The organism is Nocardiopsis kunsanensis DSM 44524 (assembly GCF_000340965.1).
GTDB classification, from domain to species: domain Bacteria; phylum Actinomycetota; class Actinomycetes; order Streptosporangiales; family Streptosporangiaceae; genus Nocardiopsis; species Nocardiopsis kunsanensis.
Window position 1 is genome coordinate 41,047 of record NZ_ANAY01000037.1, and the last position, 18,502, is coordinate 59,548.

Annotated in this window: 18 protein-coding genes and 1 pseudogene; 12 read left to right on the forward strand and 7 right to left on the reverse strand. The window is 70.2% G+C overall.

Annotated features, from left to right (window positions below; genetic code table 11):
- Positions 1–2 precede the first annotated feature (2 nt).
- The 5 genes from pstA to D456_RS0119870 all read right to left on the reverse strand — a co-directional run bounded on the left by pstA (position 3) and on the right by D456_RS0119870 (position 5,358).
- Positions 3–1,076, reverse strand: coding sequence for a phosphate ABC transporter permease PstA (gene pstA / locus D456_RS0119850; RefSeq protein WP_017577930.1), 1,074 nt, complete (start codon positions 1,074–1,076; stop codon positions 3–5).
- Positions 1,076–2,038: a phosphate ABC transporter permease subunit PstC gene (gene pstC, locus D456_RS0119855; RefSeq protein ID WP_017577931.1), complete on the reverse strand. Its 963-nt coding sequence runs from the start codon at positions 2,036–2,038 to the stop codon at positions 1,076–1,078. The genes pstA and pstC overlap by 1 nt, the downstream gene beginning before the upstream one ends.
- Positions 2,039–2,259: 221 nt before the next feature.
- A complete protein-coding gene (gene mshD, locus D456_RS0119860; RefSeq protein ID WP_272980467.1) occupies positions 2,260–3,255 on the reverse strand; it encodes a mycothiol synthase in 996 nt (331 codons plus the stop codon).
- Between the two features lie 27 nt (positions 3,256–3,282).
- The gene (locus tag D456_RS25205; protein ID WP_026116043.1) at positions 3,283–4,344 is read right to left on the reverse strand and encodes a hypothetical protein; all 1,062 of its coding nucleotides are present in this window, start codon (positions 4,342–4,344) and stop codon (positions 3,283–3,285) included.
- 234 nt (positions 4,345–4,578) lie between these two features.
- Positions 4,579–5,358, reverse strand: coding sequence for a winged helix-turn-helix transcriptional regulator (locus D456_RS0119870; protein ID WP_017577933.1), 780 nt, complete (start codon positions 5,356–5,358; stop codon positions 4,579–4,581).
- A gap of 110 nt (positions 5,359–5,468) precedes the next feature.
- On the opposite strand from D456_RS0119870, the gene D456_RS0119875 reads away from it, so the two are divergent.
- From D456_RS0119875 to D456_RS0119910, 8 genes are all read left to right on the forward strand, one after another.
- On the forward strand, positions 5,469–5,726 hold the full coding sequence (locus D456_RS0119875) for a MoaD/ThiS family protein (RefSeq protein WP_017577934.1): 258 nt from the start codon (positions 5,469–5,471) through the stop codon (positions 5,724–5,726).
- A gap of 43 nt (positions 5,727–5,769) precedes the next feature.
- The gene (locus tag D456_RS0119880) at positions 5,770–6,036 is read left to right on the forward strand and encodes a glutaredoxin family protein (protein WP_017577935.1); all 267 of its coding nucleotides are present in this window, start codon (positions 5,770–5,772) and stop codon (positions 6,034–6,036) included.
- A gap of 222 nt (positions 6,037–6,258) precedes the next feature.
- Positions 6,259–6,957 carry a redox-sensing transcriptional repressor Rex gene (locus tag D456_RS0119885; RefSeq protein WP_026116044.1) on the forward strand — a complete coding sequence of 233 codons (699 nt, stop codon included), beginning with the start codon at positions 6,259–6,261 and terminating at the stop codon, positions 6,955–6,957.
- A gap of 153 nt (positions 6,958–7,110) precedes the next feature.
- Positions 7,111–8,652 (forward strand): glutamyl-tRNA reductase, encoded by a 1,542-nt coding sequence (locus tag D456_RS0119890; RefSeq protein WP_017577937.1) that lies wholly within the window; start codon positions 7,111–7,113, stop codon positions 8,650–8,652.
- Positions 8,649–9,605 carry a hydroxymethylbilane synthase gene (hemC, locus tag D456_RS0119895; RefSeq protein ID WP_017577938.1) on the forward strand — a complete coding sequence of 319 codons (957 nt, stop codon included), beginning with the start codon at positions 8,649–8,651 and terminating at the stop codon, positions 9,603–9,605. The genes D456_RS0119890 and hemC overlap by 4 nt, the downstream gene beginning before the upstream one ends.
- A gap of 86 nt (positions 9,606–9,691) precedes the next feature.
- Positions 9,692–11,377 carry a bifunctional uroporphyrinogen-III C-methyltransferase/uroporphyrinogen-III synthase gene (locus D456_RS0119900; protein WP_017577939.1) on the forward strand — a complete coding sequence of 562 codons (1,686 nt, stop codon included), beginning with the start codon at positions 9,692–9,694 and terminating at the stop codon, positions 11,375–11,377.
- Positions 11,378–11,426: 49 nt separating this feature from the next.
- Complete coding sequence (hemB, locus tag D456_RS0119905; RefSeq protein WP_026116045.1) at positions 11,427–12,425, forward strand: porphobilinogen synthase; 999 nt, start codon at positions 11,427–11,429, stop codon at positions 12,423–12,425.
- A 92-nt stretch (positions 12,426–12,517) separates the two neighbouring features.
- On the forward strand, positions 12,518–13,168 hold the full coding sequence (locus D456_RS0119910; RefSeq protein ID WP_239643890.1) for a bifunctional DNA primase/polymerase: 651 nt from the start codon (positions 12,518–12,520) through the stop codon (positions 13,166–13,168).
- A 41-nt stretch (positions 13,169–13,209) separates the two neighbouring features.
- On the opposite strand, the pseudogene D456_RS27825 reads toward D456_RS0119910, so the two are convergent.
- Positions 13,210–13,374: pseudogene (locus D456_RS27825) on the reverse strand (response regulator transcription factor); the annotation flags it as partial.
- 152 nt (positions 13,375–13,526) lie between these two features.
- Positions 13,527–14,009 carry a ribonuclease E activity regulator RraA gene (gene rraA / locus D456_RS0119915; protein ID WP_026116046.1) on the reverse strand — a complete coding sequence of 161 codons (483 nt, stop codon included), beginning with the start codon at positions 14,007–14,009 and terminating at the stop codon, positions 13,527–13,529.
- A 264-nt stretch (positions 14,010–14,273) separates the two neighbouring features.
- Between rraA and D456_RS0119920 the strand changes: the two genes are divergently transcribed.
- The 4 genes from D456_RS0119920 (at position 14,274) to D456_RS0119935 (ending at position 18,437) form a co-directional block, all read left to right on the forward strand.
- Positions 14,274–14,939 carry a phosphatase PAP2 family protein gene (locus D456_RS0119920; RefSeq protein ID WP_017577943.1) on the forward strand — a complete coding sequence of 222 codons (666 nt, stop codon included), beginning with the start codon at positions 14,274–14,276 and terminating at the stop codon, positions 14,937–14,939.
- Between the two features lie 322 nt (positions 14,940–15,261).
- A complete protein-coding gene (gene hemL, locus D456_RS0119925; protein WP_017577944.1) occupies positions 15,262–16,560 on the forward strand; it encodes a glutamate-1-semialdehyde 2,1-aminomutase in 1,299 nt (432 codons plus the stop codon).
- Positions 16,561–16,605: 45 nt separating this feature from the next.
- Positions 16,606–17,241: a histidine phosphatase family protein gene (locus tag D456_RS0119930; RefSeq protein WP_017577945.1), complete on the forward strand. Its 636-nt coding sequence runs from the start codon at positions 16,606–16,608 to the stop codon at positions 17,239–17,241.
- A gap of 239 nt (positions 17,242–17,480) precedes the next feature.
- Positions 17,481–18,437 (forward strand): NAD-dependent epimerase/dehydratase family protein, encoded by a 957-nt coding sequence (locus tag D456_RS0119935; RefSeq protein ID WP_017577946.1) that lies wholly within the window; start codon positions 17,481–17,483, stop codon positions 18,435–18,437.
- The last annotated feature ends 65 nt before the right edge of the window (positions 18,438–18,502 follow it).

The following is an 18,502-nucleotide window of genomic DNA, read 5'->3' on the forward strand; positions in this document are numbered from 1 at the left end:
GGTCAGCGGGTCTTCGGAGCGAAGAGGCGGCCGATCATGCGGGCCAGGAAGAACAGCAGCATGACCACCAGGATCAGCGTCAGCGCCGCGGCCCAAGCCCTCTCGTAGTTCACGGCCCCACCCATGCGGACCTGCGAGTAGATGAACACCGGGAGGTTCATCATCTGCCCCTCGAACAGGTTCCAGTTGATGGACACGGCCGACGATCCCGCGGTGAGCACCAGCGGTGCCGTCTCTCCGATAACACGAGCGATGGCGAGCACGATTCCGGTCGTCAGACCGCTCGCGGAGGTCGGCAGTACGACCTTGGTGATGGTGCGCCACTTGGGCACACCGAGAGCGTAGGAGGCCTCCCGCAGTTCCATCGGGACCAGGCGCAGCATCTCCTCGCTGGAGCGCACCACGACCGGGATCATCAGGACCGCGAGGGCGAGCGCGCCGGAAGCGCCGTTGAGGTGTCCGGGGCCCAGCAGCATCATCCACAGGGCGACCACGAACAGACCGGCGACGATCGAAGGGATACCCGTCATCACGTCGACGAAGAAGGTGATCGCCTTCTTGAGGCGTCCCTGGGCGTACTCGACGAGGAAGACCGCGGTGAGCACACCGACGGGCACCGAGATGACGGTTGCCATGCCGGTGATCGCCAGGGTGCCGACGATGGCGTGGTAGACACCGCCCGCGTCCATGCTCGGCAGGACGCCGTTCATGGAGACGGACAGGAAGTAGATGTCGAAGCGGGCCATGCCGTTCTGCGCGACCGTCCACAGGACCGACACCAGCGGGGCCATCGCCAGCAGGAAACACCCGTAGACGATCGCGGTGACGAAGCGGTCCTTGGCCTTGCGCGCGCCCTCGACGCGCACGGAGGCGGTCACGGAGATGACCAGGTAGGCGACCGCGGTGAGCAGTGCCCACAGCATGACGCCGAAGGAGGAGAAGGCCAGCAGCACGCCGGCCACCACGGCGGCCGAGGCGGTCAGGAGGACGGGTGAGAAGTAGAGGGGCAGCGATCCGCGGCTCAGCTCGGCGCGGGTCGCCGGCTCGGGAGGCTGCTGCGTGGTCGTCGTGCTCATCAGGCCTCCTTGTTTCCACGCGCGACGACGTAGCGGGCCGCCATGTTGACGATCAGCGTGATCGCGAACAGCACCAGGCCGGCGGCGATGAGCGCGGAGACGCCGTAGCCGGTGGCCTCGGGGTACTGGAGCGCGATGTGGCCGGCGATGGTCTGGTTACCGCTCTGCAGGACGTTCCAGGAGATCGACAGGGACGGGGACAGGATCATTGCCACGGCCATCGTCTCGCCGAGCGCTCGGCCCATGCCCAGCATGGCGCCGCCGACGATGCCGGACTTACCGAAGGGGAGCACGGCCAGCCGGATCATCTCCCAGCGGGTGGCGCCCATGGCCAGGGCGGCCTCGCGGTGGCCCTGCGGCACTTGCTGGAAGACGTCCCGGGACATCGCGGTGATGATCGGGAGAATCATGACGGCCAGAGCCACGCTCGCGGTGAGGAGGGTCCGGCCGGACGGGGAGGGCGGCCCGGCGAACAGGGGGATCCAGCCGAGGTAGCGGCTGATGCTCTCGAAGACGGGGACCAGCTGCGGGGCCAGGAAACCGATGCCCCACAGGCCGTAGACGACGCTGGGGATGGCGGCCAGCAGGTCCACCATGTAACCCAGCAGGGAGGCCAGCCGGCGCGGCGCGTAGTAGACGATGAAGAGCGCGATGCCGATCGCCACAGGGGTGGCCATGACGAGGGCGATCGTGGCGGCCAGGACCGTACCGAAGGCCAGGGCCGCGATACCGAAGGCCGGATCCTCACGGACGTTGGCTTCCCACTCCTGGGTGGTCAGGAAGTTCTGTGTGTTGGCGGCCAGCGAGGGCCATGCCTGGACGATCAGGAAGGCTGCGACACCGGCCAGGATCAGCAGGATGAGGAGGCCCGAGCTTCGTGCGAGCCCGGCGAAGACTACGTCGCCGATCCGGCGCTTGCCCGTGGGCGGGGGTGCCGCCTGAGGCGCGTCCGTGGTCGTCATGGAGTGGCTCCGTTGGGAATGGGTTGCGGGGTCGGATCACCCAGGCGCGCGAAAGGGACGTGCCGCGCCGAATGCGAAGGTAGGCGGCGGAGGTGACCAGTTCTCCCAGAAGAGGTGAACTACAGGTGAACTGGATGCCGCATCACCGTGGCCGCAGGGGATGTGGGCGGTGAATGTGATCACCCCCACCCGCCCCCGGGCCTGGTGGGAACGGGAGCGGATCACGTGCCCGGCGCGTACATCACGTCGGTCTCCCACACGGAGAAGCCCAACGTCTCGTACAAGCGCACCGCCGCAGTGTTCTCGCCGTCGACGTACAGGTGCACCCATGGCAGCCCGGATGCGCGCAGGTGGTGCAGGCCGGCGAGGGTGAGAGTGCGCCCCAGTCCTGTGCCCTGCCAGTCCGGGTCCACGCCCACGACGTAGACCTCACCGACCGGCTCGCCGTCGGTGAGCCCGGCTCCGTCGGAGTGGACCTTGGTCCAGTGGAAGGCCGCGACATCACCCTGACCGGTCACGGCAAGGAAGAACCCGGCCGGGTCGAACCAGTCCTCCTCCTGGCGTTGGCGCAGGTCCTCCTGGGTGAGCCTGCCCTGCTCGGGGTGGTCGGCGAAGGCGCGTGCGTTCGTGCGGAGCCAGGCCTGCTCGTCGCGTCCCACCTCGAACGGGCGCACGGTGACCCGGTCGGCGATCTCCGGGCGCACCGTCGTCTCGGGCAACTCGGGAGCGGTCCGGGGGCCGCCGCGCTCGTCGGCGGACAGGTCACGCAGCGGCATGCGCAGTTTGTGGAGCTCACGGACGGTGCCCCATCCGGCGGATGCGGCGAGGGCGACGGCGCCGGGCAGGCGACCGTGTGCCCACACACGGACGCCGTTGGTGCCCGCGTCCTCGTGCAGGGAACGCAGGAGGGCCGCCCCGTGGCCCTTGCGGCGGTGTTCGGGTGCGACGACGAGTTCGCCGGAGTCGGGCTCGCCCCCGGCACGTTCGACGACGCCGACCCCCACGACCGCATCCCCATCGGTCAGTACGTGGAAGCGCGCGCTTCCTGCGGGTGCGCCGTGGCGCACCCGCAGGAGCGGCTGTTCCGACAGCGCGGCGACGCCGTCGGTCTCCAGGGCCTCTTCGGCGAGATCGAGGACGCGGTCGGCGAGTTCCGGGGTCAGGGCGTCGGTGACGTTCACGGTGCTCATGGCCCGAAGCCTACGACGCCGGACCAGTGAAAAGCGTGTCAGGCCGGGGCCGCGTCAGCCTTTGCGGCGCTTGCCCTGGTAGCCGCCCTCGAGGGCCGTGCGTACACGCCGGGACGGCATGATCGGGGTGGCCAGCAGGAGTGCGACCAGAAGGGCGCCCAGGAGCGCAGCCGGGGCCACACCGGCGCTCATCTGCTCCTGGTCGGAGGCGATCTCGGTGCCGTCCAGGTCGTCGTCCTTCTCGCCCTGGCCGGGGCTGACCATGGGGAGCTCGGCGAGGTCCTCTCCGTCGGGAGGGACGTCGGGCAGGTCGGCGTCGTCACGGGGGAGCGTGGGGACGTCCTCGTCGCTGGTGGGAGGGTCGCCGACGCCCCCGTTGCGCGGTGGTGCGGGGGCGGGACCGTCGGTCCGCGAGCCGTCGCCGGGGCCGGGGTCCGTGGTCTCGGGCGGGGGATCGCCGCCGTCGTCGTCCGTCGGAGTCCCGGAAGGCCCGTCCGTCGCGGTGGGGCCGGTGGTCGGCCGTTCGGTCTCGGAGGGGGTCCCCGTGGGTTCGTCGGTGGGCTCGGGGTCCTCGGTGGGCTCGTCCGTGGGGTCCTCGGTCGGGTCGGGCTCGTCCGTGGGGTCCTCGGTCGGGTCGGGCTCGTCCGTGGGCTCGAGCACCTGTACGGACCAGGTCACGTCGGTCGACCGGGACGCCCCGTCGGGGCAGTTGCCCTCCTCGTCGGCGAGCGCGTGTGCCAGTGTCGCGGTGACGGAGGTGCTCTCCCCGGGTGCACCGCTGAGGGATCCGGCCTCCACCGTCTCGCCGGGTTCCACCTGCCGCTGTCCGTGGTCCTCCACGGCGAAGGCGTCCGAGGAGGCGGACAGGCCGAACAGGCAGAGCGTGTCACCCGAGCGGTTGGCCACGGTCACCGGGTTGGGGCCCGCGTTCTCGCCCGGCTCGATGACGCTCGTCTGCGTCCCCAGGGTCACGACGGTCACCGAGGTCGCGTAGGCACCCGGGGCCGCCATCACGGCGATGAGCGTGGAGCCGACGAACGCGGCGCCGAACGCGTGCAAGCGGTTCGGCCGGCGGCGGACGACGAGGGGAGGGGGCGTCGTCGAAGCGGTGGGCATGGTGGGTCCTCAACCTCCGTTGGCACGCCGGGACGGTCGGCCGCACCCGACCGCGAGGTTCCCGCCGCGCCTGAAGTTTCCCCGGCTTTCGGGTGCGTCCCAGATCTTAGGACCTGGTGGCGATGAGTACGAGGGGGTGTTCGAGCACGAACTGTGGAGCACCAGCGTACGCAGGGTGTCCGGAAATGCCGAAAGGACACGGCCGACGTCCGGGTGCGCGGGGCCGGGCCCCGGTCAACCGTGGCCGGGGTCGGCGGGCCGGGCCGCGGTGACCGGGTCCGCCACGTTCTCCTGCGGTGCGGGTTGTTGTGTCTGGGGCTTGGTGTTCGGTTCCGGGACGAAGCGGTAACCGACGTTGCGGACGGTCCCGATCAGTACCTCGTGTTCGGAACCGAGCTTGGCCCGCAGGCGCCGCACATGGACGTCGATCGTGCGGGTACCGCCGAAGTAGTCGTAGCCCCACACCTCCTGGAGCAACTGCTCGCGGGTGAAGACCCGGCCCGGGTGTTGGGCCAGGAACTTCAGCAGCTCGAACTCCTTGAAGGTCAGATCGAGGATGCGCCCCCGGAGGCGGGCGATGTAGGTGGCCTCGTCGATGACCAACTCGCCCCTGCGGATCTCGTCGGGGTCGTCGGCCGTGGACCCGGCGGAGCCGACAGCCAGCCGCAGCCGGGCCTCGATCTCGGCGGGGCCGGCGGTGGAGAGCACGAAGTCGTCGGCCTGCCAGTCGGGGGTCAGCGCGGCGAGACCGCCTTCGGTGAGGATCACCAGCAGTGGGCAGTCCAGACCGGTCGTGTCCAGGAGCCGACAGAAGTTGCGGGCGGTGGTCAGGTCCGTTCGTGCGTCGACGAGAATGGCGTCGACAGGGGCACCGGTCGAACCGGTGGCTCCCGAGGCCAGTAGGGCGCCGGCCTCGGCGGGTGCCACCCGCACCGAGTGCAGGAGGAGTCCGAGGGCGGGTAGAACGTGGTCGGACGGTTCGTTCGAGTTCGTCAGTAGCAGCAGATGGCTCATGCGTCTCTTCTCGTGAAGCCCGCTCCGAGCGGACGAACGAAGGCGCCGTTGCCCTCGGTGAAGAATTCTTCTATATGTCGCCTCCGAGTAACACCAAGGATAACCAACACATGGCGAAGTGCACTGTCAGGTACTGGGCCGCGGCCAAGGACGCGGCGGGAACGAGTGAGGAGGCGGTCGAGGCGAGCACTCTTCAGGAAGCTCTCGACGCGGTGCGCCGGCTCCGGGAGGAGGACCGTTTCCAGCGGGTTCTCGGGATCTCCTCGTTCCTGGTGGACGAGAAGCCGGTCGGAGCCCGTGCTCACGGTGATGTGTCCCTCACGGAGGGCAGTGTGATCGAGGTCCTGCCGCCCTTCGCCGGTGGGTAGGAGCGTCGTGATGGTCCCGGAAGCAGGAGGAGGGCAAGGAGACATGGACGATACGGGGAACTGGGCGGATTCCGCCCGTGTGGTGGTACTCGGCAAGCCGGACTGCCATCTCTGTGCGCACGCATGGGAGGTCGTCGAGCGCGTCACCGACGAGCTCGGAGCCACTCGTGCCGAGGTGTCGCTGCACGATGTCTCCGAGTCCGAACGTGAGGACTACTGGGACAAGATTCCGGTCACCTTCGTCGACGGTGAACGGCACGATTTCTGGCGTGTGGACGAAGGAAGGCTCCGTTCTGTCCTCAATTCGTGAGGAATGCGAACTTCTGTGGCTGCGTTTTTCCGCGATTCCCCGTGGTGTGGCTCGATGGGAAGTCGTGGAGCGAAGATCACACGGCCTCCCACTTTGTGCGTAGTTTCACAAGCACGTAACCTGGGTGCGCAGACCTGTCGGGGACCCCACCACGTCGGCTTCCGAGCGGAGCCGCACGGCCCGCACCCCCGCCCGCACCGACCGCCGCAGGAGTGCCAGACCGTGATCAGTCGCCCGCCTCGGCCCCGGGACAGGGGAATACCCGAGGCAACCGTCGCCCGGCTCCCGGTCTACCTGCGAGCGCTCCAGGCCTTGCAGGAGCGGAGGACGCTCACGATCTCCTCCGAGGCGCTGGCGGCCGCGGCCGGGGTCAACTCCGCCAAACTCCGCAAGGACCTCTCGCATCTCGGTTCCTACGGAACGCGCGGGGTCGGTTACGAGGTGGAGTACCTCGTGTACCAGATCTCCCGTGAGCTTGGTCTCACGCAGGACTGGTCCGTGGCGATCGTGGGAATCGGAAACCTCGGTCGAGCGCTGGCCAACTACGGGGGTTTCGGTACCCGGGGCTTTCGTATCGCGGCCCTCCTCGACGCCGACCCCACGATGGTGGGACAGAGCGTTGCGGGTCTGAAGGTGGGGCATATTGACAGGTTGGAGGAGGCCGTACGCGACAACGGTGTGTCCATCGGTGTGATCGCCACACCGGCCGGCTCGGCACAGCACGTCGCCAACCGGTTCGTCGAGGTGGGGGTGGCCAGCATCCTCAACTTCGCGCCGGTCGTGCTCAATGTGCCGGAAGGTGTGGATGTGCGTAAGGTCGACTTGTCCATCGAACTCCAGATCCTGGCCTTCCACGCCCAGCGGCGGGCCGACGGGGACGGCCGCGAGCCGGCGGACCGGACGGGACTGGAACTGACCTGAGGATTCGGAACACGAGGAACTGGGGCGGCCGAACCGTGGGCGACCCCGGAAGCGACAGCGCGCAGAGTTCGAGGGGCTGTGCGCGGCTTCCTGTGATCGTGGCCGAGTATGGGGAAGCACTGTGAGACATGGTGCCGACATGGGAGTACGCGGATGAGTGTCCTGGCCGTGGGTTTGAGCCACCGGAGTTCGCCGGTCGAACTGCTCGAACGTGTCGCGTTGAACGGCGAGACGCGGACCGACGCAGTCACCGAGATGCTCGGATCCGACCTCATCGGCGAAGTCATGGTCGTGTCGACCTGTAACCGTACCGAGATCTACGCCGATGTCGAGACCTACCACGGCGGGGTCGCCACCGTCACCGAGCTCCTGTCCTGGCACACCGGTGTCCCGCTCAGCGAGCTCTCCGAGCACCTGTACGTGCACTACGAGGACCGGGCCGTCGAGCACCTGTTCTCCGTCGCCTGCGGTCTCGACTCCATGGTCGTCGGAGAGGGCCAGATCCTCGGCCAGGTGCGCGACTCCCTCAAGGAGGGCCAGGAGAACGGTTCCGTGGGACGCGTACTCAACGACCTCGGCCAGCGCGCTCTGCGCGTGGGCAAGCGTGCCCACACCGAGACCCACCTGGACCACGCCGGGGCCGACATGGTCAGCTTCGGTCTCACCGTCGCCCTGCGTGACCTGGCTGCCTTCCCCGGCGCGAGCATCCCCGGAGGCGCGCCCGACAGCAGCGCCACCCCGCCCGCCGGTTGCCCGATGTCCGGAGCCGGCGAGGCCGAGACCTCCGCTGCCGCCGACACCGCACCCCCAGCGAGCACCACCGGTGCCCTCAGCGCCACCGGTACCTCTCTGAGCACACCCGGCCCCCTGACCGGTATCCGCGTACTCGTCCTCGGTGCCGGATCCATGAGCGCTCTGGCGGCCAACACCGTCGCCCGACAGGGTGCGGCGAGCGTCACCGTCGCCAACCGCACCTTCGACCGGGCCGCTCGCCTGGCGGAGTGCCTCACCGAGGCCTACGAGAGCATGCACGCCGAGGCGGTCCCCTTCACCGACGCGGCCGACGTCCTCGCCGACGTCGACCTCGTCGTCTCCTGCACCGGTGCCCAGGGCCTGGTGCTGACCGCCGACCGGATCGCCGCCGCCACCGAGGGACGCACCCGGCCTCTCGTCCTGCTCGACCTGGCCCTGCCCCGCGACATCGACCCCGGCGCCCGGGGCATCGACGGGGTCGGCGTCGTCGACATCGGAGACCTGCGCCAGGCCTCCGCCCAGGGCACCGGCGATCAGACCCGTTCCGACTCCCTCACCCTGGCCCGCGGCATCGTCGACGAAGAGGTCATGGAGTTCCGCTCCGTGCGCCGCGCCAACGAGGTCGCGCCCACCGTCGTCGCTCTGCGCAGTCAGGGACACAGCGTGGTGCAGAACGAGCTCTCCCGTCTGATGGGACGCTTGCCCGACGACCTCGACGACCGGGCCCGGGAGGAGATCGGCCGTGCGATGCGCCGCGTGGCCGACAAGCTTCTGCACAGCCCCACTGTCCGCGTCAAGGAGCTCGCGGCCGACCCCGACGGGGAGGCCTACGAGAACGCTCTGCGGCGCCTGTTCGACCTCGACGACCCGCAACCGGCCCCGGCCGCCGGGCGAGCCGATCGCCTCGGCTCGCCGGTGTCGGCCGCACAGGAGAAGGCATGACCGGCACACCCGCCAAACTCGGTACTCGGCGCAGCACCATGGCCACGAGCCAGTCCCGGATGGTGGCTGATGCCATCACCGAACGCACGGGCCGGGAGGTCGAGCTCGCGCTCATCACGAGCTTCGGTGACGTCACCAAGGCGCACCTGACCCAGCTCGGCGGCACCGGTGTGTTCGTCAACGCGCTGCGCGACGAGCTGGAGTCCGGAGGCATCGACTTCGCCGTCCACTCCCTCAAGGACCTGCCCACCACCCAGGTGGAGGGCCTGGTGCTGGCAGCCATCCCCGAACGCGACGACCACAGGGACGCCCTGTGCGCACGCGACGGGCTCAAGTTCGACGAGCTGCCCGCGGGATCCAAGATCGGTACCGGCTCGCCGCGCCGCGTCGCCCAGCTCCGCCTGGCCCGCCCGGACCTGGTCTTCGTGCCGATCCGGGGCAACGCCGAGACCCGGCTGGGCAAGGTCGACTCCGGTGAGCTGGACGCCGTGGTGCTCGCACACGCCGGTCTCGGCCGTGTCGGACGCCAGGAGGCCGTCACCGACGTGTTCGAACCCGAGATCATGCTTCCGGCCCCGGGCCAGGGTGCCCTGGCGGTGGAGTGCCGCGACGAACGCCTCGCGGACGACCTCGGGTTCCTGAGCGCGGTCGACCACCCCGGAACCCGGCTCGCGACCGTGGCCGAGCGGACCGTCCTGGCCGAACTGGAGGCCGGGTGCGCAGCCCCCGTCGGCGCCTACGCCGAATACGGGAACGGGCAGTTGAGCCTGCGCGCCAACGTCGTCGCCACGGACGGCGGTGAGGCCGTCCGTCGCCAGGGCACCGTCGAGATCCCCTCACCCGAGGACACCGCTGCCGCCGCCGACCTCGGGCGCGACCTGGCTCGGCGGATGATCGCCGAGGGAGCCGACCGAATCGTGGCCGACGCCTTCGCCGAGAGGGACGAGGCCTGAGCATGAGCCGGCGGCCCCGCCCCGCCGTAGGTCCCCTCCCCGCGGTGAGCCCGGGCAGGGGGCGATCCAGACAGAGGAGCCAGTACGTGAACGCGAACGCCAACCCCCAACCGGAGGAGCAGCGTGGCACCGCCCGGCCCGGGCAGGTCGCCCTCGTCGGTGCGGGCCCCGGTGATGCAGACCTGCTGACGTTGCGCGGCGCCGAACTGCTGCGTCGTGCCGACGTGGTCATCACGCTGCGTGAGCCCGGCAACGAGGAGCTCGCGGGCTTCCGTGCCGAGCTCCTCGAGCACTGCTCGCCCGATGTGTCCGTGGTCGAGGCCGACACCTGCGGAGACGACCTCAACGGGGTCGCGCTCTCCCACGCCCGCGAGGGCAAGCGGGTCGTGCGCCTGTACTCGGGGGACCCCTTCGTGGTGTGCCGGGGCGCTGAACTCGTGGCGGCCTGCCGCGAGACCGGGATCGAGGTGGAGGTGGCCCCCGGGCTGTCCCCCGTCACCGCCGGTCCCACCTTCGCCGGCGTCCCGCTCCTGTCCGGTGACGAGACCGAGGTCCGGGTGATCAACGCCCGCGGGTCCGGGACGGTCGACTGGGCCGACGCCGCCGCGAGTGAGACCACCCTGGTCGTCCTGGGGGCCGACGCACCCGTGGGCCAGGACCCCGAACACCAGGGCCCCGGCTTCGACGTGGTGTGCAAGTCCCTCGTGGCCGGCGGACGTCCCGGAAACACCCCGGTCTCCGTGGTCCGCGCCGGCGGCACCACCCGCCAGACCACCGTCACGTCCACGCTGTCGCGGCTCGTGGCCGAGCTCAAGCAGAAGGACGCCAAGAACCACCATCTCGTGGAGCCCGCGCTGATGATCGTGGGTCGTCCGGTCTCCCGCCAGGACGAACTGAACTGGTACGAGACCCTCCCGCTGTTCGGCTGGCGTGTACTGGTGCCCCGCACCAAGGAGCAGGCCGCCTCTCTGTCGGAGCAGCTGCGCGAGCACGGCGCGGTACCCGAGGAGGTGCCCACCATCTCCGTGGAACCTCCGCGCACCCCGCAGCAGATGGAGCGGGCCGTACGCGGTCTGGTCACCGGGCGCTACCAGTGGGTGGCCTTCACCTCCACCAACGCAGTCAAGGCCATCCGCGAGCGCCTGGAGTCCTACGGACTCGACGCGCGTGCGTTCGCCGGGGTCAAGGTCGCGGTCGTGGGCGATGCCACCGCGGATGCCGTGCGCAAGTTCGGTATCGAGCCCGACCTCGCCCCGCCCGCAGGGCCCCTGCAGTCCGGTGCCGGGCTCGCGGAGGTGTGGCCGCCCTACGACGCGGAGATCGACCCCATCGAGCGGGTGCTGCTGCCGCGCGCCGACATCGCCACCGAGGCGCTGTCCTCGGGGCTGACCAACAAGGGTTGGGAAGTCGACGACGTCACCGCCTACCGCACCGTGCGTGCCGCGCCACCGCCGCAGCCTGTCCGAGAGGCGATCAAGGGCGGTGGTTTCGACGCGGTGCTGTTCACGTCCTCCTCGACGGTGCGCAACCTCGTCGGGATCGCCGGCAAGCCGCACAACACGACGGCGATCGCGGTGATCGGGCAGGAGACCGAGAAGACGGCCCTGGAGTTCGGGCTCCGTGTCGACGTCGTCGCACCGAAACCTTCGGTCACGGCGTTGGCGGAGGCGCTCGCGGAGTACGGGATCACCAGACGCCGCGAGGCCGTCGAGGCGGGCAAGCCCGTGCTCAAGCCGAGCCAGAAGCGTCGTGGCCGGCGCCGCAAGCTCTGATTCCGCCGACACGACCACCGAACCGAGACCACCGAACCGGGGGTTCCACGTGACCGCTTCCAGTTCCGACGCCGCCTTCCCCGCTGCGAGGCCCCGCCGTCTGCGCCGTGGCCGGGCGCTGCGCCGCCTGGTCGCCGAGACCGCGGTGCGCCCGGAGAACCTGATCCTGCCGATGTTCGTCAAGGAGGGGCTGACCGAGCCGGTCCCGATCTCCTCCATGCCGGGGCAGGTGCAGCACACGAAGGAGAGCCTGCGCAAGGCTGCCGCGGAGGCCGCCGAGGCAGGGGTCGGTGGCCTCATGCTGTTCGGTATCCCCGAGCACAAGGACACCACCGGCACGCAGGCCGACGACCCGAACGGTGTCGTGCAGGATGCCCTGCGCGACCTTTCCGCCGAGGTCGGCGACGACATCGTGCTCATGGCCGACCTGTGCCTGTGCGAGTACACCGACCACGGGCACTGCGGTCCTCTGCAGGTGGACGGGCACGTCGACAACGACCTCACTCTGGAGCGGTACGCCTCCATCGCCGCCGCACAGGCCGATGCGGGTGCGGCCGTGGTCGCCCCCAGCGGCATGATGGACGGTCAGGTCGCGGCGATCCGGGCCGGCCTCGACCGGGCCGGTCACACCCAGGTCCCCGTCCTGGCCTACGCGGCCAAGTACTCCTCGGTCTTCTACGGCCCGTTCCGCGAGGCCGCCGAGGGCGCCCCGCAGTCCGGTGACCGTTCCGGCTACCAGCAGGACCCCGCGAACGCGCGTGAGGCTCTGCGGGAGGTCGCCCTCGACGTGGCCGAGGGCGCTGACATGGTCATGGTCAAACCCGGACTGGCCTATCTGGACGTGGTGGCCAAGGTCGCCGATACCTCGCCGGTACCCGTGTCGGCCTACCAGGTCAGTGGTGAGTACGCCATGATCGAGGCAGCCGCCGAGCGCGGATGGCTGGAACGCGACCAGGCCATCGTGGAGGTACTCACCTCCTACCGGCGGGCGGGGGCCGAACAGATCCTCACCTACTGGGCGACCGAAGCGGCTCGGCTGTTGCGCTGACACGAGAGGCCTGCACGCTCCGGTCGCGGCCGCCGGGGCCGTGCACCCCTCCGAAGGCCGCGAACGGATTCGAGGCGACCGCGGGAGGCCCCATGGCGGATGTGTTGTACCGACGGAAACGCAGGCACGCGACGGACAGCATGCTGACGTCCGCCCTGGGGTACGCCGAACTGGGCTGGCCCGTGGTCCGCGGGACCTCCCCCGGCCGGGACCGGGCGTGTACCTGCGACCGGATGGGCTGCCCGGACCCGGCCTCCCACCCGGTCAGTGCTGCTTGGGGCGTGGAAGCCAGCACCGACGCCGACACCCTGCGCCGGTGGTGGACCGCTGATCCGCACGCCAACGTGGTCCTGCCCACCGGCCGCGTCTTCGACGTACTCGACGTGCCCCACGAGGCCGGTGTCATGGCGCTGGCCCGCATGGGGCGCTCGGGTGTGCCCGCCGGGCCCGTGGCCGCGCTCCAGGGCCGTTACCTGTTCTTCGTCGCCACACGATCGCCCGTGGACGAGGAGGAGTGGTGGTCCTGCCATCTCGACTGCGTGCCCGAATCGGTCGAGGAGATGCCGGGACTGCGGTGGCACTGCCGGGACAGTTTCGTGCTCGGCGCGCCCTCGGCCCTGGCCTCCGGCGGACGGGTGACCTGGATCCGCACCCCGCGTGAGAGCGGCGGATCGGTGGTCCTTCCCGATCCGATCGCGGTTCTGGACATCCTCGACGACACCAACGAGGAGTTCTCGCGCTGACGTGTGGGCCCTGAGCCGGTACCGCGGAGGCCGGCTCGCCCCCGTTCGCACACCCACGGCGCGAGTTGCGTGCGGTCGCGCAGGCCGAGCTTGCGCAGAGCACCTGTCACGTGGTTCTTCGCCGTGCCCTCGGTGATGAACAGGGCACGGGCGATCTCCCGGTTCGTGGCACCGTCGCTGACCATGCGGGCGACCTCCTGCTCCTGCGGTGCTTCGGTCCGGCCCTTCCTCCGGTACGGGAACCGGTCGTGGGGCGCCCAGCGGTGAGGACGCCGGTGACGGGCGTCCCCCGGAGAGCGGGGTGCGCCCGTCACCGGCGTGTTCCGGATACGTCGGGCCGAACTTCCCCCTCGTTCCGTCAGAGCTTCTTCGCGTTCACCACGATGCCGTCGTGGTCGCTGTAGAGCCACTCGCCCGGAACGAAGGCGACGTCGCCGAACACCACCGGTTCGTCCAGGCGCCCTGCGGCGTCCTTCGCGGACTTGCGGGGGTTGGATCCCAGGGCCTTGACGCCCAGCTCGAGCCCGGCCAGGGCGACGGTGTCGCGTACGGCGCCGTTGATCACCACACCCGCCCAGCCGTTGGTGACGGCCGACTCGGCGATCATGTCGCCCATCAGGGCCGTGCGCATCGATGCGTTGCCGTCCACGACCAGGACCGCACCCTCACCGGGACTGTTGAGGAGCTGCTTGACGAGCCCGTTGTCCTCGTGGCAACGCACCGTGCGGACGGGACCGGAGAAGACCTTGTGTCCGCCGTACTGGTGGAACTGGGTGGCGCAGCTGCGCAGGGTGTCCCCGTGGTCGTCGATCAGGTCTGCCGTGGTGAAGTTCCCGGTCATGGGGTGCTCCGGATCTGTGGGGAGGGGTTCGGACACCCACCAAGTTACTCATTGGTACCGGCCCGGGGCGGCTGTGGCCCCTGTCTCTTCCGCTGTGACCGAACGCAGGTGGTTCCGGGAACAGCTAGTTTGGTCATACAGCGAGGCCCTCCCGTCACCGGCCCGTGGGTGTCCCGTCACCTTCCGGCGGTGCATTCGCCCGGCCCCTCCCCCGATGGGCACGGCCCCCGCACGACCTTCCCCGCACGACCCCGATGGAGCAAGATGATCTCCGAGATCTTCGCCGTCAGCGCTGCCTGGTCCCGGTCGCTGATCGAGTTCGGTGACGGCCTCGCCCCCTGGACGAAGGCCGTCGTGGAACTCGGAACGGACCTGCTGCTCATCGCGTTCGCGGTGCTCTTCCTGGCCGCCTGGTGGCGCGCGCGCTCCCTCGGCTCACGCACCGTGGGCCTGGCGCTCTTCGCCCCGGTCGCCACCGTCATCGCCTACATGGTCAGCCGCACGATCAAGTCCTTCTTCGAACAGATGCGGCCCTGTCAGGCCATGACCGACCTGAGTGCCATCGCCACCTGCGATCCCCTCGGTGACTGGTCCTTCCCCAGCAATCACGCCGCCATCGCCGGAGCCGCCGCGGCCGCCGTCGTCATCACCTGGCACCGCATGGCCCTGCCCGCTGCCGCCCTCGCCGTGCTGGAGGCCTTCTCCCGTGTCCTCGTGGGCGCCCACTACCCCCATGACGTCACCGTCGGACTGATCACCGGCGCCGTCGTGGCCACCCTCGTCTCCTTGGCCCTGGCCCGTCCGCTCACCGGCCTCGTCGACCGTCTTTCCGAGGTCGGCCTCCTGCGCCCGCTCCTGCGCACCGGAACCCCCGGGCGCCCCACCGCGGACGTCCCCGCACGGCAGCCGGAGACCGACACCCGCGTCTGACCCCTTCCTCGCACAGGAATCAGGTGGGCTCAGCCACAAAAAGGGCCGGACCCCAGCGCAGGGGCACGGTGCAGGCTCTCCCGGGCCACAGGAAACCCAGATGCTCCACCATGTGAAGGGCTCGGACCCTCACGTGGCTGAGCATCCGGGTTTTTGTGACCGGGGAGACCCGGCGCCGTTGTCCGTGCTCTGGGGTAGGGCCCTTCACGTGGCCGAGCCCGTCCGGTTGCGGGGGTGCACCGGCCGATCGGGGGTCAAGCGTTCCCGAGGAGGTGGGGCGGGGCGAGGACAGCCCCTCAGCCACACCTGACACACTGGTGAGGTGGGTACTCAACAGACTTCAGAACAGCTTTTCCAGCGGGCCAACGCCGTCGTTCCCGGCGGCGTCAACTCGCCCGTCCGTGCCTTCGGCGCCGTCGGCGGAACACCGCCGTTCTTCGTCAAGGGGGAGGGCCCCTACCTTTTCGACACCGAGGGCCGCCGCTACGTCGACCTCGTCTGCTCCTGGGGACCGCTGATCCTCGGACACGCGGCCCCCAGCGTCGTCGAGGCCCTCCACGGGGCCGTCGACGCGGGAACCTCCTACGGCGCCCCGACCCCTGGCGAGGTCGAGTTGGCCGAACTCATCGCCGAGCGCACCCCGGCCGAGAAGGTCCGCCTCGTCAACTCCGGCACCGAGGCCACCATGTCCGCGATCCGGCTCGCGCGCGGGTTCACCGGCCGGGGCAAGGTCGTCAAGTTCGCGGGCAACTACCACGGCCACGTGGACGCTCTCCTCGCCTCGGCAGGTTCCGGTCTGGCCACGTTCGCTCTGCCCGACTCCCCGGGTGTGACCGGCGCGAGTGCGGCCGACACCCTCGTGCTCCCCTACAACGACCTCGAGGCCGTCGAGCAGGCCTTCGCCGAGCACGGCGACGACATCGCCTGTGTCATCGCCGAGGCCTGCCCCGCGAACATGGGCGTGGTCCCGCCCAGGGCCGGCTTCAACGCCCGCCTCAAGGAGATCGCGCACCAACACGGTGCACTGCTGGTCCTCGACGAGGTCCTCACCGGCTTCCGGGTCAGCGCTTCCGGTTGGTACGGCCTCGAGAACGTGGCCCCCGACCTCATGACCTTCGGCAAGGTCATGGGCGGTGGTCTGCCGGCCGCGGCCTTCGGCGGACGAGCCGACGTCATGGACCACCTCGCCCCGGGCGGCTCCGTCTACCAGGCCGGAACCCTGTCCGGGAACCCGCTGGCCACCGCCGCCGGCCTGGCCACGCTCCGCGGCGCGACCCCGGAGGTGTACGAGCACATCGACCGCGTCTCCGCCCAGGTGGGATCGGAGGTGTCCAAGGCCCTGAGCGCCGAGGGTGTGGCCCACCGTGTCCAGACCGGCGGCAGCCTCTTCACGGTCTTCTTCACCGGCCACGAGGTCGTCGACTTCGACACCGCGCGCACCACCGACACCGCTGCCTTCGCGGCCTTCTTCGGCGCCATGCTCGAGCAGGGTGTGTACCTGCCCGCTGCGGCATTCGAGGCGTGGTTCTTCTCCGCCGCGCACGACGAGGCCGCGATCGAGCAGGTGGTCTCCGCGCTGCCCAGCGCTGCTCGTGCCGCGGCCGAGGTCCAGGGCCGGTGAACCCGGAAACGAGATGATCCAGTACACGACAGGAAGACGTACCCGATGACCACGACCACCGTCGTGCACCTGCTTCGGCACGGCGAGGTGTACAACCCGAGCAAGGTCCTCTACGGCCGCATGCCCGACTTCCACCTCAGCGACCGTGGCCGCGAGATGGCTGACATCGCCGCCGACTGGTTCGAGGGCCACGACATCGCCGTGTTGCTCTCCTCACCGCTGGACCGGACCCGGGAGACGGCCGAACCGATCCAGAAGCGCACGGACCTACCGGTGACCCTCGACGACCGGCTCATCGAAGCGGCCAACCGGTTCGAGGGCCTGTCGCTGTCGGCCCGCTCGGTGCGTGATCCCAATGTGCTGTCGAAGGTCTACAACCCCTTCCGGCCCTCGTGGGGCGAGGCCTACTCGGAGATCGTCCAGCGGATGGTCGAGGTCATCAAGGTCGCGCGGCGCGCCGCCTGGGGGCGTGAGGCGGTGTGTGTGAGCCATCAGCTGCCGATCTGGATGGCCCGCCGCGCGGCCGAGCGGAAACGCCTCTGGCACCGCCCCGACCTGCGTGAGTGCAACCTCGCGAGTATCACCTCGTTGACCTTCGTGGAGCAGCGCCTGGCCAGCGTCAGCTACGCCGAGCCCGCAGCGTCGCTGTACGGTGACGAACCCGGAGTCCCGGGCGCCTGAGCCGGTGTCCCCCGTGTCCGCTCGGACCGGCAGGGTGTGCGCGGACGCCGAGGGGCTCCTCGCGCCCCCGCCGGTTGACGGGTGATTGACCGGCGGGGTGGAATTTTTTGGGTAGGACGCTGTTGGTGTCCCACGGAGCGCGGACACCGTCCCATCGCTCCGGGAAAGGCCGCCGTGATCCCCGGGGTGTCACCCGAGGCGGCCCTGACCCGCTTTCGTCTCTCAAGGAACGTGTCGCCATGACTCGTGTCGTACTCGTCACCGGGGTCTCCACCCCACTGGCCGCCAGGGTCGCCCGGTCCCTCTGCGGGGCCGCCGGCGTGCGCCGGGTGATCGGGGTGGACTCCTCGCCACCGTCCCCGGACCCCGGGGGGTTCGAGTTCGCGCGCGTGGACCTGCACGACGGGAGCCTGGCCCGCATCATCACCGAGACCGGTGCGGACACAGTGCTGCACCTGGGTCTGGACACCGAACGCGGCCCCAACCGGGAGAACCACGTTCTGGGCACCGTGCGGATGCTGTCGGCCCTGCAACGCACCGAGGGAGTGGACCGCCTGGTGGTGCGCGCCGGGGTCACCCTCGGCTCCGACGACGCCGCCCAGGTGGAGGAGCACACCCGGGCCCTGGAGCGCCGCCGTCCCGAGATGTCGGTGGCCGTGCTGCGCCTGGCCAACCTCATCGGCCCCTCGGTCGAGACCCCTCTCACCCGCTATCTGGACCAGCGTGTGGTCCCCACAGTCCTGGGGGCCGACCCGCACGTCCGGTTCCTGCACGAGGACGACGCCGCCGAGGCCCTCACCCGCATGGCGCTGTCCGAGGAGAGCGGTCTCTTCGACGTCGCCGGAGCCGACACGGTCCGGCTCTCCCACTGCCTGCGCCGCGTGGGCGGCCGACGCCTGCCGGTGCCCGCGCGCGGACTCGACGTCCTGCGCCGTGCCGCCAAGCGCGGACGGATCGACTACGCCAGCATCAGCGCCAAGCAGGCCGTGCAGGCGGCGGTCAGCGGCCGTCCGATGGACACCCGGGATCTGGAGCAAGCACTGGACTGGGGGCCCTCCTACAGCTCCGCACAGGCCTTCGAGGACTACGCCGGTGTGCGGGCACGCCCCCGGCGCCGCGAGCGGGCTCGCGGCCACGGGCTCCGTCCGGTTCACGTGCTTGCGCTGGCCCGCGCCACCCTGGGCCGCTCGGACTGAGGTTGTCTAGTGCTGTGGCCGGAAACGTTCACCCGGGTGTGCTCAGGCCGCGGTGGCCAGTGGGC

Bases quoted from the DNA above. Each gene is read 5' to 3' on its own strand.
- D456_RS0119890 (WP_017577937.1), top strand. From the start codon at position 7,111: ATGAGTGTCCTGGCCGTGGGTTTGAGCCACCGGAGTTCGCCGGTCGAA.
- pstA (WP_017577930.1), bottom strand. From the start codon at position 1,076: ATGAGCACGACGACCACGCAGCAGCCTCCCGAGCCGGCGACCCGCGCC.
- D456_RS0119880 (WP_017577935.1), top strand. From the start codon at position 5,770: ATGGACGATACGGGGAACTGGGCGGATTCCGCCCGTGTGGTGGTACTC.
- D456_RS0119935 (WP_017577946.1), top strand. From the start codon at position 17,481: ATGACTCGTGTCGTACTCGTCACCGGGGTCTCCACCCCACTGGCCGCC.
- pstC (WP_017577931.1), bottom strand. From the start codon at position 2,038: ATGACGACCACGGACGCGCCTCAGGCGGCACCCCCGCCCACGGGCAAG.
- D456_RS25205 (WP_026116043.1), bottom strand. From the start codon at position 4,344: ATGCCCACCGCTTCGACGACGCCCCCTCCCCTCGTCGTCCGCCGCCGG.
- D456_RS0119920 (WP_017577943.1), top strand. From the start codon at position 14,274: ATGATCTCCGAGATCTTCGCCGTCAGCGCTGCCTGGTCCCGGTCGCTG.
- rraA (WP_026116046.1), bottom strand. From the start codon at position 14,009: ATGACCGGGAACTTCACCACGGCAGACCTGATCGACGACCACGGGGAC.
- D456_RS0119870 (WP_017577933.1), bottom strand. From the start codon at position 5,358: ATGAGCCATCTGCTGCTACTGACGAACTCGAACGAACCGTCCGACCAC.
- D456_RS0119910 (WP_239643890.1), top strand. From the start codon at position 12,518: ATGGCGGATGTGTTGTACCGACGGAAACGCAGGCACGCGACGGACAGC.
- D456_RS0119930 (WP_017577945.1), top strand. From the start codon at position 16,606: ATGACCACGACCACCGTCGTGCACCTGCTTCGGCACGGCGAGGTGTAC.
- hemC (WP_017577938.1), top strand. From the start codon at position 8,649: ATGACCGGCACACCCGCCAAACTCGGTACTCGGCGCAGCACCATGGCC.
- D456_RS0119875 (WP_017577934.1), top strand. From the start codon at position 5,469: ATGGCGAAGTGCACTGTCAGGTACTGGGCCGCGGCCAAGGACGCGGCG.